Raw genomic sequence first — 15,913 nt, 5'->3', positions numbered from 1 at the left:
TTACATGGATGTATGGAAATGAAGTTGTCATGGTAGGTCGAACATATTAAACCAACTTCCCATTCCAATAATAACTATCTTCCCGATATAGCTTGAAAGCAATTTCAACCTCAGGAATCCCGAGTGATATAATATGTTTAGTCAGAACCTCCGCATAGGAATCACGAATTTCCTGCCCTCGCTCGAACCAGCCTACTTCAACAAATGGATAGGTTGCACAGATCTCACCTTGGAAAATAGAGACGACCGGCAAACATTCCAACATGAAATTGTCTGTACCACAAGCACAGACAGCAGCCAATTCGGATATCAGCGCTGTGCTAATAGATTGAATTTGAGGAACGCTGATCCCTCTTATTATCATATGAGGCATTGTCGAAAGCTCCTTTGCTTGCTGGAGCGGTTAAGCTCTCATTAATTCTTTTATGGTTTGCAAGGAGACCCCTGTTTGATGGTAAATTTCAATAAGTGTCGCACGTGGATGTGTTCGAACAAAATCTTTGACTTTATTCGAATCGTTCAAAACTAGCTGCGAGCAGCTTGTACATCTTGTTTCCCATTTCGTGAGGAAAACGCGCCCACATTTATCACAATTACAAAGTGACATCCTTACACTCCCCTAGAAACATTGAATGACCTGCTCGTTAAGGTCATTCGTAATGACAGGTCAATTTCCGGGGGTACATCAGAATTTTTTTTCACAATATCGCCAATTCATTTCCAATCTCCCAACCGAGCACAAAGGCCTCCCAACGTCTCTCTTCTGGAAAATCCACCAGATTGCCAAAATGTCTCCCAATCGTGACATGCTGCGTTTGATGAGCTTTAAGTGCAGCAGCTTTCACTGGCCACAGCTTCTCGGTGTCAATTAGAATGGACGGTTCATGCCCTTGGGCACGCAGCAACGGAGAAAAGGCATAATACAATTTCCTTACACTCGGACAAGCTCCACTGTGTACGGCCGCTGTAGTCGCCTTGGAGATCGCGATATGGTCACGATGTCCATTACCGCCATCTTCTGCAAATGTGTAGACATTCTCCACTTCGTGACGCTGAATAAATGTGATAATTTGTTGTACGAGTGTTTCAAAATCAACTTCATCCAACTGACCGTCTGGCCAGCCTAAGTGTTCAATCGTTGAAATCCCAAGTATTTCCGCTGCTGCACGCATTTCATGTTCTCGTAGTTCCGCTAATTCTTGCCGATTCTTCGCCCGCTCCAACCCTTGTCTTCCCGCATCGCCACGTGTGGCAAGGAGTAAGACATTGTCTTCTCCAGCATCAGCTAGACGGCGAATGAGGCATCCGCTTAAGAATGTTTCATCATCGGGATGGGCATAAATAAACCCGTTCTGTGACCCCATTGCACGTCCACCTCCTCTTTCATTTATGCTAAAACAGCCTCAATGTCGGCGCTAATGTCCGCAGGTTCTGTACGGGCACTGTATTGTTTAACCACATTTCCGTTCGCGTCAACTAAGAATTTCACGAAATTCCATTCAATGTCACCTGTGCGATACGGCTCAGGCGTATGGCTTAGCAAATACGTATACAGTGGGTGCGCATGCTCGCCTTTTACATCAATTTTATCAAATAAAGGGAATGTCACTTGGTAGTTAAGCTCGCAAAACGCTTGGATCTCTTCATTCGTCCCTGGTTCTTGACCAGCGAATTGATTACAAGGAAATCCGAGTACGACCAACCCCTGATCTTGGTATTGCTCATAAAGCGCTTGAAGCCCTTTATAATGCGGTGTAAGTCCGCAAGCACTAGCAACATTCACAATGAGAAGCGCCTTCCCTTTAAATGCTGAAAGTGTTTGTGTTTCGCCTGAAATCGTTGTAACTGCGATATCATAAATAGACATGAATCCCTTCGCCTCCATTAATTAAAATGCATACTTCCTGAGTATACCATTCCTTTCCACAGAAGCCCAAATGATCGCCGATGATTTTCCAGAATCACTTTCTATCTCCCGCTAGGTGTGTTATAGTGTTTACCTGTTTATGACAAATCAATAGACAACATCTGATCTTAGGAGGTAACTGATCTTGGACACAAAGACTCAAAGTGCCTATCAAGAAGAACTTCAACGGCTTGAACAAACGAATAAGGAAATTGATAAACAACTGGAACGCCTAAGAGCAACTCCCGTTTATTACGGTCCTGATTTAACGGAGCAAGCACTTGAAGTTTTGCGTGAGAACGGTAGGCACAATTTAACCAAAGCCATTGATGAGCCTTATTTCGGCCGCCTTGACTTCGAAGAAACAGGCACCGGTTCTCCATCACCGCTTTACATTGGTAAAGCAGGAGTGGAAGACGAACGAACAGGTCGACTTCTCGTCATTGATTGGCGTGCACCAGTAGCAAGCCTATTCTATTCCTTCACAGGCGGCTTGGACGCAGCTTCCTATGATTCGCCGGATGGCGTTATCGACGGCTTAGTCTATTTGAAGCGAAACCTCGTTGTGCGCAAGCAAATTCTCCAGCGTGTTGTCGATACATATGACCGGAATGAAGACTCCCTGTCTGTCGGCGATGAGTTCCTTCTATACCGCTTAGGCGAAAATAAAGATAACAAGCTGCGCGATATCGTCTCCACGATACAAGCGGAGCAAGATCGGATTATCCGTGCAGCGAAGAATACCGCACTCATTATTCAAGGGGTTGCAGGAAGCGGTAAAACAACCGTAGCTCTGCACCGCCTCGCCTTCCTTCTCTATCAATACCGCGAACAGGTTCGGGCAGAACGAATGATTATTTTCGCACCCAACTCCATGTTCTTGGACTATATCTCGGGCGTACTGCCTGAGCTTGGTGTCGGTAATATCCAACAAAGTACATTTACCGATTGGGCACTTGATGTACTCGATCATGAAGTGCAAATCGCAGATCAAGAGATCACATTACAACGTTGGTTTGCCCTCGGAAGCAAACGACCTCCAGTTGATGACCAAGCGCCAGGACGCTTCAAAGGAGCTATCGCTTTCAAAGGCTTCCTTGATGACTGTCTCAACCGTCTTGAAGCCACCTACGTTCCTATGGCGGACTTCTCCCCTTGGGATGGCGTCAAACTTCCCATAGCTACCATTCGCGAATGGTTCTTCGTCGAGAATAAGCATTATCCGATGATCAAACGCCGTGAGCGCGTCGTTGCCCGTATCAAGCGTTGGATGGAGATCCAGCTCGAGAAGGTTTGGGAGCAAAGCTTGAAAAAAGAGCTGAAGAAGAAATCCGCTCAGAAGCTGCGGACTTATCTGACAGGATGGCCTGAGTATACAGCATTTACGTTCTATAAAATGCTGTTTACAGACAAAGGTCGATGGGACAGCTTGCCTGTAGAACTGCTTCAGAACATGCCTGAGTCCATCGTAACTACATCAGCGAAGCTTTTCAAAAAGAAGGAAGTTGGGCTCGAGGATCTGGCTCCTCTCCTCTATATTCATACACGACTACATGGCATTTCGTCGGATCGGTTATTCGATCATGTTGTCATCGATGAGGCGCAAGACTTCTCACCATTCCAAGTCGCGATCTTAGATGCGTACACACGCAACAGCTCATTCACGATTTTGGGTGATTTATCGCAAGGGATACATGCGTATCAAGGCATCCAGGACTGGAAGGAATTTTCCAGTCTGTTCCAAGAGGAGGAAACAGGATATTTCGAGTTGGAGCGGAGCTATCGTTCCACCATGGAAATCATTCAGTTTGCCAATTCGGTGCTCCAACGCGGCGTAAGCAATCCCTTACTGGCCGTTCCAGTCTTCCGCAGCGGGAATAAAGTTCGTGTGCTGCAGACTTCGATCAATGAGAGGCTGTCACTGGTGCAGAAGGCGATTACGAGCTTACTAGCTGGCACTTCCAGCACCGTCGCTGTCGTTGCTCGTACGGAGAAGCAAGCTCAGGAGCTGCATAATGCGTTGACGCTCATCGGGATCGAGACGAATCTGATCACCTCCAAGCAACGTGTTTATCGTGGCGGTATATCGGTGCTGCCCGTTTATTTGACGAAAGGTTTAGAATTCGATGCCGTTATTCTGATGGACGTTACCGCGGAGCATTATGAAACTACTCTCATGGATGCGAAACTTCTCTATGTAGGCTGCACACGTGCGCTACATGAGCTTTGGTTGCTCGTGACAGGTGATATTTCGCCGCTAGTTACTGTGGATCAACCGGAAATTACGACGACGGAGTTTCCGAAGTAAATAATTAAAAGACACCTACTCACCGATCACTTGAATCGATCGGAGGATAGGTGTCTTTTTTCACAACTTAGTAGGCAACTAGGACTCCACCTTCACCCGCATAGGTGCCAATCACAGTACCCATATTAGAGAACAGCACATGGCGGAACGGATGCTTTTCTAAAAGCTGAGCCATGAATTCGCGCGCCCTCGCCTCACAATTGCTATGTGCGATGGCTATCACATCCTTCTCGTAATCATGTTCCTTATCACCAAGAAACGAGAGTAATCGCTTCAAAGCTTGCTGTGAGCCGCGGATTTTCTCGACAACCTCAATCGCACCTTCTTCACTTGCTTTCATCAGAAGCTTTATATTCAAGACAGAAGCCACTGCGCCGCGCACGCGATCGAGCCTTCCTCCTTTAATGACATTTTCCAAGGTATCTAGGAAAAAGAAAGTCCCTGAGCTCGGTACTGCTTGCTGAATGGAAGCTGTTACCTCTTCATAAGACATGCCGCTTGCCGCCATCCGAGTAGCTCGATATACAAGCACGCCTAATCCAAGTGAAGTAGTCTTAGAATCAATGACTTCGATGCGGCCGGTATAACCATCTTCCAGCAGCATTTCTTTCGCCATAACAGCGTGATGGTACGTTGAACTTAACGCCGATGATAGACACAATACAAGAATATCTTGATCAGGGCCACCCTTCTGATACTCACTTAAGAAATGCCCAGGTGACGGGCTTGAGGTTTTGGGCAACGTACTCTCCCGCTTCATCCTGGCGTAGAAATCAGCAAGATCCATATCTGATGGCATACATTCCTCGCCAAATTGAACAGATAAGGGAACGATCCCTACTCCTATTTCTTCTATAGTGCTACTCTGAAGGTCGCAGCTGCTGTCTGTAATAATCTTGATTGTCGTCATGGGTGTCCACTCATTTCTTATTTTTTGGCGAAAACAATACCTAGCGTATGTGGTCCGCAGTGGCTCGAAACGACGCAACCGGTTTCCGTCAAAAATACGTTTTTCACATTGGTATGTAATTCAAATTGTTCTTTCACGTATGCCGCTTCTTCATGAGCCTGCGCATGTGTGATGAACATGAAATCCGTATCCATGTCATCTTTAAAAGCCAGTGCATTCTCCAAAAGTTGATGGAGCGCTTTCTCCCGTTTACCTCTAATTTTGTCCGTTAATTGCATCGCACCGTTACTGACTTGAACAATGGGTCTAATTTTCAGTAGACTCCCAAAGAAAGCCTGTACGCTAGAGCATCTAACGCCTTTATGCAGATATTCCAAGGTATCAATGATGAAGGATACTTCTATTTTATCAATGAACGACGTAACAAGTGCTTGAATTTCTGATGAGCTTCTTCCTTCTAATGCAGCTTGCGCCGCTTTAACTACTAGTACGCCAATTCCTGTTGATAGGTTTCGAGAATCGATCACCCTAATTCTACCATCTGGGAAACTCCCAGCGGCAATCTTCGCATTCTGGATCGTCGACGATAACTCAGAGGATAAACCGATAAAAACAATATCTTCATCCGCTTCGATGAATGGTGCAAAAGCACGTTCAAAATCGCCAGGTGATGGCGCCGCTGTTTTGGGCAATTTGCCTGTATGCGCCACAAAATCAAACAACTGCTCAGCATGAATATCCACACGATCCAGATACGATTGCTCCTCGAAAATCACATATAAAGGAACAACTTCGATTTGGTAGTGTTGCAAAAGTTCATCATTTAAATCACACGTACTATCTGTAAAAATACGAACTCGAGTCATCTGATTCTACCACCTTATCTGGCTGTTACTTCTAAAAACGAGTCTAATGAGTCTTTGCCCATCTCTGTGAATAGTATAGTAGAACTATATTGAAAGCTCAATCCTACAATAGTAGACATCATTCACCAAAATTCGCGATTTAAGTATAATAAAAAATGGTTTAATTCGCTATCATTCTATGATATGTTAAATATTGTAATGGTATTTATACCCAATATTTCAAAGGAATGGTGAACAATGACTCGATTGTTAAAAGGTAAAAAGAATCTAGTAACTGCTGCTATTGTAGTAGGAGCAATTGCCTCTGGCGCAACCACCGCTCTTGCTGGCATTACTACTTCCACGTACACGTTAGATACAATGGTATCTACACCAGGTAATTACGCGTGGTTAGGCGATGCGACAGGCACATACAATTGTCTCGCATACGCATTAGGCAACTATAGCTCGTGGGACTGGCCATGGGGATTGAGTAATCCGGATACTTGGAAAGCAGATACCTATTTAAAATCAAAAGGTTTCGGAACTAGTAAAGATATCAACAGCACGGATGTTGCTGCTTATGAAATCATTTCATACGGAAACATTTATTCCATTACGCATTTCAGCAGAATTGCAGCTTCTGGTTATACCAATGCCAAGTGGGGCAATTATGAGCTTCTTCAAAGTTATGGCTGGCAACCGTACAGTGCAAATAATTACGGACCAGCCGTTAAAAAATACGCTCACTAAGGAGAGGTGATATCCATTGAAAAAAATAATAACTTTCTTATCTTTATTTGCTTGCAGTTTTCTATTTGTATCCTTTTTAATGAATAATAAAAACGTTTCTGCAGCTGAGAAACAGATTAACGAAAGCTTCGCTGCCATATCCGAACAAATAAATAAGGAAATTTCTTTACAATCAAACCTCTCGTTCAGTTCGAATCCCTATGACTATATCAAACAAAATGCGGATTTTGATAACATCATTAAACTAGGAAATGATGCACTCCCCTACTTAGATAAAAAGTTAGCAAACAGCAAGCAAAACGGCTTGCAAGAGTACATCACAGCAATAGCCATTGAACGTATTGCAAAATTGGATTTAAAAGAAAATGAAAATACTGCATGGGAAAATGGAAAAGGTTTTTCAGCGAAATGGAACCTTCATCTTAAATCCATCCCTTCATCCGTCGATGCTATTCTAACGGATAAACAACTCAATTCAGATGATAAAGTAAAGAAGATCATTAAACTAGGAACACCAGCAATTCCATTTATCGCTGATAAAATTGAGCGTGGCGATGAATCTTTATTCCCAGCATTAATCGCTTTAACGAAAGACGACGGTAATAAACCCGTTGCTGACGAAACCATTTCTAACAAAAAAGAATGGGTAACTGCACATAAATCTCAATATAATAATCTGAAAGAATACGTGCTACAGAAATAATGCAAGCACTCAGCAAGCTTCACATAACGATGATCCCCTCTAAGTTCTCAAAGCACTTGTGCTGCCAACCGCAGCATGCAGTGCTTTTTTTTGCTAGAATCCGTATATCGTCATGCCGCCATCAACAAACAGCGTTTGGCCTGTAACATAGTTCGCTGCATCAGAAGCTAAGAATACAGCTGGCCCGACAAGCTCCTCTAGCTCTCCTACACGACCCAGTGGTGTACGTGCAATAATTTCGGCTAAATAATCCGGCTGATTCAAGATTTTCTCTGTCAACGGCGTTTTGAAATACCAAGGTCCGATGCCATTTACCAAAATGCCATATTTCCCCCACTCCAAAGCGAGCACCTTGGTCATTTGGATCATCGCAGCTTTGGTCGCGGCATATACGACACCTGTGCGCAACGCTACTTGCCCCGCAACGGATGCAATATTGATGATTCGTCCATATTCCCGCTGTTGCATGTGTCGACCGACGATCTGAGAGCACAAGAAAGCGGATTTCAAGTTTGTCTGCATGATCGTGTCCCATTCCTCGTCCGTGACGGCCAAAGCTTGACTACGGATGTTCATGCCAGCATTATTAATTAGAATATCTATGCGTTCTGTTTCTTTGATGATAGCCGAAACCGCCTCCTCAATTTGTTCACGATTCGTAACATCGACAGTAAACGGGTAGGCTTGTCTACCTAAAGAGCGAATCTCACCCGCCACTGCTTCCAAATCTGAAGCAGTTCGAGCGAAGATCGCGACGTCAGCCCCTGCTTCAGCTAAGCCAATAGCAAGTGCTCTTCCAATGCCTCTTCCGGCTCCGGTCACCAAGGCAACTTTATTATTCAGTTGAAATGAAGGTAAATACATCGTTTCATCGTCCAATCTATATAGGGAGTCCCATTCTGTCTAGAGGAAAGAAGGGTTGTATATGCAATATTCCATCAAAGAAGAGAAAGCCAATGCGATTACACATGGTATTGGTGTTGTACTCAGCATCGCAGCACTTGTCTTGCTCATCATACAAGCTTGCACACAAGGAAATGCTTGGCATATCGTTAGCTTTAGCATTTTTGGCACAGCACTTGTTCTCTTGTATACATGTTCCACATTGCTGCACAGCGTTACACAATCGAAATTAAAAGATGTTTTTGAAGTTCTTGATCACTCGGCGATCTACGTGCTAATCGCGGGGAGCTACACGCCATATCTACTCGTTACCTTACGGGGGTCATTGGGCTGGACATTTTTTGGCGTCATATGGGGGCTAGCCCTCATTGGCATCGTGCTGAAGCTATTTTATGTCAAAAGATTCGTACTCGTTTCAACCTTGTGCTATATCGTGATGGGTTGGTTGATTGTGATCGCGTTCAAGCCACTATACGTCCAGTTGCCGCTTGGCGGCATTTTATGGTTAGTAGTAGGTGGCTTATTCTACACACTTGGCTCGATATTTTATGTATGGAGGCGCATCCCGTATCACCATGCCATCTGGCACGTATTCGTGCTAGCCGGCAGCGCCAGTCATTTCATTTCCGTATTCGGTTATGTGAGATAGTCTCATTTCACATGAACAACTGCTGTAGTTGCTGCAAAGATACAGCTACCTCTAATTGATTGGCTACCCGCTCATAACCTAGTTCATTTGGATGAATCGCATCCTCTGACAAAAATAGTGCTGCTTGACCAACGAATGCGTCGTAAACCTGCACGATTTGAATATGCGGCTGCTCTAATTTACGCAGAAATAGATTAAATCGCTGTACCCAATAAGCTGCATCTGGAATCTGCGGTAATGGATTATATAAACCAATTAAGGCCAGTAAATACGGGGTTTGTATACCTTGCCGCAGCCTTTCAATTTGAGCGATAAGTTTACGATAGTTGGATTCGTACGTTTGTAAAGCTGTTTTGAGCACCGTATTATCGCCATCATAAAAGAAAGGAATTGCCGCTTGAATGAGATCGTTCCCGCCAGCTGTAATGGTGATGAGAGTCGCTTCTTGAATATCCTTCTGAAGCTGCGGATCAGATTCGATAGTCTCCAGCAATTGCGCAGTCGTGGCACCATTGGTGCCAGCATGACGTAAGGAAACAGGAACATTCAGCAAACATTCCAACCTTTGTCGATACAGCGAAACGAAGCCTTGACCTTCCTCAGCACCATAACCAACGGTTAAAGAATCACCAAATGCCAAATATTGAATTCTTTTTTCCATCGCTATCCTCTCCCCTAAAGCGTGACGTATATTACTATATGCGCCTCCGCCCAGTTTGGGAAGGGATACCTAGAGGGGTTCATTCGTCGTTTTTTTTTGCGCTTACATGTTGATTCACATACTTTTCAATTTGTTCCTTCTCCGCATAGGTGAATTGGAACTCACTATCACAACCTTCATCGTGCAAAACGATCTGTACAATCTCACCTTCGATATTACAAATCACAAGAATAGATGGATCGATCAAGCCTTCTGGAAGCTTTTGACCATCTTCTAGCTGGATACCCAAATAAACATCCTGCCACTGACCGCGGCTTTCCTCTTCAAGAAAGCATAAACTAAATCGGTGTTCCTCATGCTCTGCCCCATATTTCATCATTGTCGCTTCCTCCAATTTCATATCTTCAAGAATGAGCCCTCAAATAGCCCTTATATCTTTGCATTTGGTAGTTCTCGCTTCTATATACTACAATGGAGTTAAGAACCATTCAACAAAGGAGCTTACAAAGCCAATGAAATCAATGATCACACAAACCATAGAAAGCAATGCCGCAAGATTTAAAGACATCTCACGCTTTATTGGGGCAAACCCCGAGCTTGGACATGAAGAATTCCTTGCTTTTGCTCGTTTAACCGAAGAATTAGCCTATCATGGCTTTACGATCGAACGCGGTGTTCTAGATATTCCTACCGCTTTCATCGCGACTTATGACTCAGGCCAACCAGGCCCCGTCGTTGCGTTCATGGCTGAGTACGATGCCCTTCCTGAGCTCGGTCACGCCTGTGGCCATCATCTCATCTGCATGATGAGCATCGGGGCTGCAATCGGCCTCAAATCCGTCTTAGCCGAAACTGGCGGAAGCATTCGGGTTTACGGAACGCCTGCCGAAGAAACGAAAGGCGCTAAAGTTCCAATGGCTGCTGCTGGGCTTTTCCAAGACGTTGATATTGCACTCATGGCACACCCTTACTATACGTATGAAAAATCAGGCGAATCTCTCGCGATGGATGCGATCGAATACGAATTCTTTGGCCGCTCCGCACATGCCGCGGCACAACCATATGAAGGCATTAATGCGCTTGACGCGGTCTTACAGCTCTTCAACAGCATCAATGCGCTGCGCCAACAGCTCAAGACAGATGCGCGTATTCACGGTATCATCAGCGAAGGCGGGAAAGCACCGAACATCATTCCCGATTATGCCGTTGCTAGATTTTATGTCCGCTCAGCTACTCGTACGTACACGAACGAGCTCGTCCAGAAAGTCCTGCATTGCGCTGAAGGCGCTGCACTTCAAACCGGCTGCACGCTGAAAACATCATTCTATGAATACTCATACGATGAGCTCCGTACGAATGAAGCTTTGTCGAACGTGTTCACTGATCAATTGTTCGAGCTTGGCATCCGACCGAACGAAATCGAAATTGGCAAAGATCACGGTTCCCTAGATCTCGGCAATGTCTCGACCCAGTGTCCCACCATTCACCCATTCGTGAAAGTAGTTCATGAGCGACATTTGCTGCATACCAAGGAATTCCGTGATCTCGCCATGACGGAACCGGCTTTAGACAGTATGCTCTTCACCGCCAAGGCTCTAGCCTATACGGCTTATGAAGTACTCTCCAAACCAGCTTTATTAGCTTCCATAAAAGAGGAATTTGCCGCTGCGAAATGACCGTTCTTCCGCTCTTCCAGTTGTGCAAGGATCGTGTAGAACATCGCCATACCGATTACGCCGCTGAGTGCGATCAACGAAGCCATAAGCCAGGAAGACAGCATTCCGCCTAAGATAACGCCTAGACCACCTAAGAACGTAGCTCCTCTATATACCATGCCATATAAGGCCATATAGGAGCTGCGTGCATGGTCTGGTGCCAGGTTGCCAAGATACGCTTGCTTAATCGGAACATACATCAGTTCTCCAACCGTGGCAATCAGCATTGATAACAAGAGTAAACCTGGTTGATTGCTGTAAGCGAGATAGCTATATCCCGCGATATAGCATGCATAGCCAATAAACAGGACTCGGCGATCAGAAAACCTACGCATTAGAACCCCCATAAAGACCGAGAGTACAACCACGAGCACTGTGTTCTCCGTACGCATAAACCCTAACATCTTGAAGCCATCAATTCGCCACGCACCCGTTACCAATGGAAGGAAAGGCGTATCCACCATCTCTTTCCCTAAGCGAACAGCCACGTAGTTCCCTAGATGAAACTCCACCGAAACCAACAATAAGGAAGCCATTGTGAAAATCAGAAACGTCTTATCTCGCAGAACCATGCGGTAATTCGCCCAAATCGAAGGGCTATTCTTCTTCGTTGTGCTGGGCTTCCCACTTATTGGCGCCTTATAATCATCTTGAATATAGACATAGGTAATGATTCCCGTTATTAAACCAATCACAGAGAGGGCAATAAATAATTCAAATAAATACGATTTAAACAAGAATGCACCCGCCATACCGGCGATGGCAAAGGATAAATTATTCATCCAATACATGATGGCATACATAAATTTACGTTCTTCTGGAGCGGTAACATCTAGAAGCATCGCTTCATTAGCAGGTCCATGGATTCCCCAGAATATGCTGACAATAATCATGAGTAGGAAGGTGATGCCTGCCGATTCAAACCACGGCGAATTCACTGCCGCCATAAGGCCGAAACAGAGCATCCAACCAATTTCTGCGGCAAGCATTAGCTTTTTCCGACCAAATCGATCCGAGTAATAACCACCTATGATCCCAGCAACAACACCGGCCATAATACCCAGAATAACAACCAACCCAGCCAGTGTGTCCCCTAATTTCCCCGAGAAATAAATCGACATAAAGGGAAGCACCATATTGTTCGCTGTGCCCGAAAGGAACGAAAGACCTATTCTTAATTTCACATTACGATGAAAATCTCGAAACCTCATGCTGTCTGTACCCCCTTCTCTACAACTTTTGAAAATTGATCAACAGCTAACCCTTCAGATGATTGACCATAGTTCAATTAATGAACAAAAAGAAACCTTTACGGTTTCTCATTACTACGTAAGAATAAGGCTACGCCAACCAACAGGAGACATCCTGCTAAAAGCTGCATCGTCGTAATCGTTTCGCCCAGTAAGAAATAAGCCAAAATGGATGCACCCAGCGGCTCTCCAAGCACGGTCATCGATACCGATGAAGCTTTCATATATTTCAGAAGCCAATTAAAGACATAATGACCGAAAATTGTGGAAACGAAGGCTAACAGGAAAAAGATGCCCCATTCCTTCCATGGATAGCCCGTAAACGATTCGCCAGAATAAACATTCGTCACCGCTAGTGTTAGCCCAGCAAATAAGAAAACGAGAAAGCTGTATACATAAGCGGAAATGCGCTCCCGCAAGCTTTTGCCCAGTAACATATGAAATGCTACAGCGATCGTACCCACGAAGGACAGCACATCCCCCTTAAGCGCCTCTCCGGAAAATTGAAAATCACCCCATCCGATGCAGATGGCTCCCACAATCGCGATACACATCGCAATCAATGAGGTACGGCTTGTCCGAACACCATAGAGCAAGAACGCGCCAACGAGCACAAAAATCGGTTCCAGCGTCAAGATCGCTGTTGAACTAGCCACCGTCGTATATCGCAGTGAGTCCATCCAGAATAAAAAATGCAGGCCTAGCGCAATGCCTGATACTGCCGTGCGCAGCCAATCTTTCAGTTTGATTCTCTTAAATTCATTGCGATAGGTCCAGAGGAATGGCAGCATTAATACATTGGTCATAAATAATCGGTACATGGCAATGATGGAGGCTGAGGCGTCTGACCACTTAACAAAAATCGACGAAAAAGATATCGCTATGATGCCAATTACTAGGTAGATCGGGATTGGGATTTTCGTTTTATTCATTGCATTCATGGATATGTAAACTCCTTAGTTGAACGTTACCGTCATGTTGTCGTCAATAAGTATATAGGAGGATGTTTGGCTTGCCAATCTTTTTTTGACCGCCGTTCATTTAATGCACAGCATGAAAAACCCTCCGTTTCACCTACATCACGTAGACAAAACGAAGGGCCCAATGTGTGACAGAATTAGTCCAAAACCGCGGACATATGTTTGTTCGTCACTGACCAGTGCGAAGTATTCCAGATGGATTCTTTATTTTTGAAATAAAGAATTTGCGGGGACGCATGCTTGACACCAAGATCCTCTGCAATTTGATTCGATACCGGACGTGATTCAATCACTTTCACCAAGAAATAATCAACAGCCTCGTTATGTGTACCAGCCAAATATTGTTCGTATTCATCAAGTGCGCTAGCACTTACTGGACAAGTAGTACTGTGTTTCAGAACGACAGCAGGCTTTTCGCTGGAACGATCAAGCACTTCCTGCCATTCAGTTAACGTCGTTAACTCTTTCCATGCAGACATGTTTCACAACTCCTTTCTCTACTCTCTCTTCAAAATTATAAGGTAACGAATTCGCTTATGCAACTAACTTGAGTCGACCAACCTTTGAATTCTTCCACAAACAGCCCCAACAATACAAACCGAGTAGGCAACGCTATTTACATAATAAAAACCCTTAGCGCCATCTGGCTACCTCGGGTTCTATTGACTTAAGATCTCACTTGCAAGAATTGACGGAAAAGGAATACCGCTTTCAGCTTCAAGAGGTCATTTACTTTTTTGAAATCGACTTGTAGAAGATCACTAATTTTCTCCAACCGATACGTAACCGTATTACGATGAATGAATAATTGCTTAGCCGCCTCGCTGACTTGACCATCATTCCGAATAAAAACTTCAAGTGTTCGAATCATTTCTTGGGAGTACTCCGGATCCTTCTCTAAGAGAGGACGCAAGATCTTGGCACAGTAATCCTCCATCATCGGAGACGACAAGTGCTGGAAGAGATGAGCAAATTCAATCGTTTCATAATGCAGGACTCGATCAGGCAAACAGAGCTTCTCTGCCATCCCCCCCGTTTCACCACATTCCAGGTACGCTTCGCGAAGCGCCGTTGGCTTCACCTTTAGCGCTGACGTGTAGAACACCATGCCATCTCGATCGGACGCATGCCCAGCGTCTCCCTCATATTTACTTAACAATTGCGATAGCTCTTCTTCTGGGAAGCCATCCGCTTGTGTCGTCGAGTAAATGGAAAACAGGTGATCCTTCAGAACAAAATGATGTCCACGCAAGTTGCTTGATTTCGAATGGGACTCCATGTATTGCTTTAACTCTTTAAGCTTCTCGTTTGTAGCATCTGGAATCAAGGACTCCTTCTTGCACTTTCCAATCACACATTGGTAAGCACCGGTGAAGATGAATAATCCTCTGGACTCAGCTTGCTCCATAAACTCTTCAAGGGAAGTTCCTTTGTCCAAATAGCGGATCAGGTTATTCTGTAAATCCCGCTCTGCTGAAGCTTCCACATGGGATCTGAATGTATAACTCATATGAAAGGTCAATATATCAGCGGCTTGTTGGAACAAACCTTCTTCAACGGTTGCTAGTAACATCACATCTGGAATAATTAACAAATGACCTAACGGTTCATCATCTTGTTGTTGTAATCCAACGCGATACGCTCTTTCTTTCCCGGCGTATACCCATCCAGACTTCCGTTTTTTCGGCCAATTCTGAGCAAGCTGATCAGAACTCCAGGTACTGGTATTATATAAAACTTGACCTCTCGCTCCAACAACTGCCATCGGATACCCCAAAATTTCACAGACGAGTTGAAACATAGAAAGCATATTGTCTTGCTTTAGTCCAAATTGCATCAGCTTCTTCTGCTTTTCAAGTACCGTTTGCAGCAGTTCTGTATTTCGACGATACTCGGCGTTAAAAAGTGCATTCATTTGATCCGAAAATGTAAATTGAAAGGGCATCTCAATAATAGGAAAATGTAATCGATCCGCTTCATCCATAACGATTTGCGGCAGCTCCGTCCAAAATCTCCCAAGCTTAATCCCAAGACCTGCGGCTCCGCGGTCATTTAATTTGCGCAGGAGGTTCACGGTTTCTTGCGGGCTGTCTTTCATCGCGAAGGCTGTAGTAAACAGCATTTCACCTGATTTCGTCCAATCTGCAATATCAGGTGCGTCCATGACATTGACTGATTTAACAATTCGGGATTCCCCTTGTTTGCCGGCGACTAGCTTTGCTTCCGTTAATGGATAAATCGCCAACGCTTCACGAATGGTAAGATGCATCGTGCTTCCCCCCTATGCCTTTTCATCGATTATAGGATGACCGTATGTCATCAGTCAATGT

At 44.6% G+C, this 15,913-nt stretch carries 17 protein-coding genes; 5 read left to right on the top strand and 12 right to left on the bottom strand.

Translation table 11 applies throughout. The features are described from left to right. Window positions 1-46: 46 nt before the first annotated feature. The 3 genes from ASL11_RS25495 to ASL11_RS25485 form a co-directional block, all read right to left on the bottom strand. Window positions 47-373, bottom strand: coding sequence for a DUF1904 family protein (locus ASL11_RS25495; protein ID WP_056621134.1), 327 nt, complete (start codon window positions 371-373; stop codon window positions 47-49). Between the two features lie 325 nt (window positions 374-698). Further along, window positions 699-1,364: a PIG-L deacetylase family protein gene (locus tag ASL11_RS25490; protein ID WP_056621132.1), complete on the bottom strand. Its 666-nt coding sequence runs from the start codon at window positions 1,362-1,364 to the stop codon at window positions 699-701. Window positions 1,365-1,387: 23 nt separating this feature from the next. Beyond that, the gene (locus ASL11_RS25485) at window positions 1,388-1,867 is read right to left on the bottom strand and encodes a glutathione peroxidase (RefSeq protein ID WP_056621129.1); all 480 of its coding nucleotides are present in this window, start codon (window positions 1,865-1,867) and stop codon (window positions 1,388-1,390) included. Window positions 1,868-2,051: 184 nt separating this feature from the next. Here ASL11_RS25485 and ASL11_RS25480 point away from each other — a divergent pair, with 184 nt between their 5' ends. Next, on the top strand, window positions 2,052-4,214 hold the full coding sequence (locus tag ASL11_RS25480) for a HelD family protein (RefSeq protein WP_056621128.1): 2,163 nt from the start codon (window positions 2,052-2,054) through the stop codon (window positions 4,212-4,214). A gap of 67 nt (window positions 4,215-4,281) precedes the next feature. Here ASL11_RS25480 and ASL11_RS25475 read toward each other — a convergent pair whose 3' ends face one another. Next, complete coding sequence (locus ASL11_RS25475) at window positions 4,282-5,124, bottom strand: DegV family protein (protein ID WP_056621127.1); 843 nt, start codon at window positions 5,122-5,124, stop codon at window positions 4,282-4,284. A gap of 17 nt (window positions 5,125-5,141) precedes the next feature. Continuing rightward, entirely contained in the window at window positions 5,142-5,990 is an 849-nt protein-coding gene (locus ASL11_RS25470; RefSeq protein ID WP_056621124.1) for a DegV family protein, read from the bottom strand. A gap of 237 nt (window positions 5,991-6,227) precedes the next feature. On the opposite strand from ASL11_RS25470, the gene ASL11_RS25465 reads away from it, so the two are divergent. Beyond that, on the top strand, window positions 6,228-6,722 hold the full coding sequence (locus ASL11_RS25465; protein ID WP_056621118.1) for a DUF7689 domain-containing protein: 495 nt from the start codon (window positions 6,228-6,230) through the stop codon (window positions 6,720-6,722). 16 nt (window positions 6,723-6,738) lie between these two features. Then, window positions 6,739-7,425, top strand: coding sequence for a hypothetical protein (locus ASL11_RS25460; protein ID WP_056621117.1), 687 nt, complete (start codon window positions 6,739-6,741; stop codon window positions 7,423-7,425). 93 nt (window positions 7,426-7,518) lie between these two features. Here ASL11_RS25460 and ASL11_RS25455 read toward each other — a convergent pair whose 3' ends face one another. Continuing rightward, on the bottom strand, window positions 7,519-8,289 hold the full coding sequence (locus ASL11_RS25455; RefSeq protein WP_056621115.1) for an SDR family NAD(P)-dependent oxidoreductase: 771 nt from the start codon (window positions 8,287-8,289) through the stop codon (window positions 7,519-7,521). Between the two features lie 61 nt (window positions 8,290-8,350). Between ASL11_RS25455 and trhA the strand changes: the two genes are divergently transcribed. Then, entirely contained in the window at window positions 8,351-8,977 is a 627-nt protein-coding gene (gene trhA, locus ASL11_RS25450; protein ID WP_056621111.1) for a PAQR family membrane homeostasis protein TrhA, read from the top strand. Between the two features lie 7 nt (window positions 8,978-8,984). Here trhA and ASL11_RS25445 read toward each other — a convergent pair whose 3' ends face one another. Together ASL11_RS25445 and ASL11_RS25440 are read right to left on the bottom strand one after the other, a co-directional pair. Continuing rightward, window positions 8,985-9,638, bottom strand: coding sequence for a GDSL-type esterase/lipase family protein (locus tag ASL11_RS25445; protein ID WP_056621109.1), 654 nt, complete (start codon window positions 9,636-9,638; stop codon window positions 8,985-8,987). A 79-nt stretch (window positions 9,639-9,717) separates the two neighbouring features. Continuing rightward, complete coding sequence (locus tag ASL11_RS25440; protein WP_056621107.1) at window positions 9,718-10,017, bottom strand: hypothetical protein; 300 nt, start codon at window positions 10,015-10,017, stop codon at window positions 9,718-9,720. Between the two features lie 133 nt (window positions 10,018-10,150). Between ASL11_RS25440 and ASL11_RS25435 the strand changes: the two genes are divergently transcribed. Next, on the top strand, window positions 10,151-11,314 hold the full coding sequence (locus tag ASL11_RS25435; protein ID WP_056621105.1) for a M20 family metallopeptidase: 1,164 nt from the start codon (window positions 10,151-10,153) through the stop codon (window positions 11,312-11,314). On the opposite strand, the gene ASL11_RS25430 is transcribed toward ASL11_RS25435, so the two are convergent. The 4 genes from ASL11_RS25430 to ASL11_RS25415 all read right to left on the bottom strand — a co-directional run bounded on the left by ASL11_RS25430 (window position 11,248) and on the right by ASL11_RS25415 (window position 15,852). Next, window positions 11,248-12,564 (bottom strand): MDR family MFS transporter, encoded by a 1,317-nt coding sequence (locus tag ASL11_RS25430; protein WP_063795687.1) that lies wholly within the window; start codon window positions 12,562-12,564, stop codon window positions 11,248-11,250. The genes ASL11_RS25435 and ASL11_RS25430 overlap by 67 nt on opposite strands. Window positions 12,565-12,662: 98 nt before the next feature. Continuing rightward, on the bottom strand, window positions 12,663-13,544 hold the full coding sequence (locus ASL11_RS25425; RefSeq protein ID WP_056621103.1) for a DMT family transporter: 882 nt from the start codon (window positions 13,542-13,544) through the stop codon (window positions 12,663-12,665). A 176-nt stretch (window positions 13,545-13,720) separates the two neighbouring features. Beyond that, window positions 13,721-14,062, bottom strand: coding sequence for a bacillithiol system redox-active protein YtxJ (gene ytxJ / locus ASL11_RS25420; RefSeq protein ID WP_056621101.1), 342 nt, complete (start codon window positions 14,060-14,062; stop codon window positions 13,721-13,723). 188 nt (window positions 14,063-14,250) lie between these two features. Then, window positions 14,251-15,852, bottom strand: a complete 1,602-nt coding sequence (locus ASL11_RS25415) for a PucR family transcriptional regulator (RefSeq protein WP_056621100.1) — start codon at window positions 15,850-15,852, stop codon at window positions 14,251-14,253. Between the last annotated feature and the right edge of the window lie 61 nt (window positions 15,853-15,913).

Source organism: Paenibacillus sp. Soil750, assembly GCF_001428045.1.
Lineage (GTDB): Bacteria > Bacillota > Bacilli > Paenibacillales > NBRC-103111 > Paenibacillus_E > Paenibacillus_E allorhizoplanae.
Note: the sequence above shows the minus strand (reverse complement) of the source record. Positions and strands in the feature narration are given on the sequence as shown.

Bases quoted from the DNA above. Each gene is read 5' to 3' on its own strand.
- ASL11_RS25485 (WP_056621129.1), bottom strand. From the start codon at position 1,867: ATGTCTATTTATGATATCGCAGTTACAACGATTTCAGGCGAAACACAA.
- ASL11_RS25435 (WP_056621105.1), top strand. From the start codon at position 10,151: ATGAAATCAATGATCACACAAACCATAGAAAGCAATGCCGCAAGATTT.
- ASL11_RS25470 (WP_056621124.1), bottom strand. From the start codon at position 5,990: ATGACTCGAGTTCGTATTTTTACAGATAGTACGTGTGATTTAAATGAT.
- ASL11_RS25490 (WP_056621132.1), bottom strand. From the start codon at position 1,364: ATGGGGTCACAGAACGGGTTTATTTATGCCCATCCCGATGATGAAACA.
- ASL11_RS25445 (WP_056621109.1), bottom strand. From the start codon at position 9,638: ATGGAAAAAAGAATTCAATATTTGGCATTTGGTGATTCTTTAACCGTT.
- ytxJ (WP_056621101.1), bottom strand. From the start codon at position 14,062: ATGTCTGCATGGAAAGAGTTAACGACGTTAACTGAATGGCAGGAAGTG.
- trhA (WP_056621111.1), top strand. From the start codon at position 8,351: ATGCAATATTCCATCAAAGAAGAGAAAGCCAATGCGATTACACATGGT.
- ASL11_RS25455 (WP_056621115.1), bottom strand. From the start codon at position 8,289: ATGTATTTACCTTCATTTCAACTGAATAATAAAGTTGCCTTGGTGACC.
- ASL11_RS25465 (WP_056621118.1), top strand. From the start codon at position 6,228: ATGACTCGATTGTTAAAAGGTAAAAAGAATCTAGTAACTGCTGCTATT.
- ASL11_RS25415 (WP_056621100.1), bottom strand. From the start codon at position 15,852: ATGCATCTTACCATTCGTGAAGCGTTGGCGATTTATCCATTAACGGAA.
- ASL11_RS25425 (WP_056621103.1), bottom strand. From the start codon at position 13,544: ATGAATGCAATGAATAAAACGAAAATCCCAATCCCGATCTACCTAGTA.
- ASL11_RS25430 (WP_063795687.1), bottom strand. From the start codon at position 12,564: ATGAGGTTTCGAGATTTTCATCGTAATGTGAAATTAAGAATAGGTCTT.
- ASL11_RS25495 (WP_056621134.1), bottom strand. From the start codon at position 373: ATGCCTCATATGATAATAAGAGGGATCAGCGTTCCTCAAATTCAATCT.
- ASL11_RS25440 (WP_056621107.1), bottom strand. From the start codon at position 10,017: ATGATGAAATATGGGGCAGAGCATGAGGAACACCGATTTAGTTTATGC.
- ASL11_RS25475 (WP_056621127.1), bottom strand. From the start codon at position 5,124: ATGACGACAATCAAGATTATTACAGACAGCAGCTGCGACCTTCAGAGT.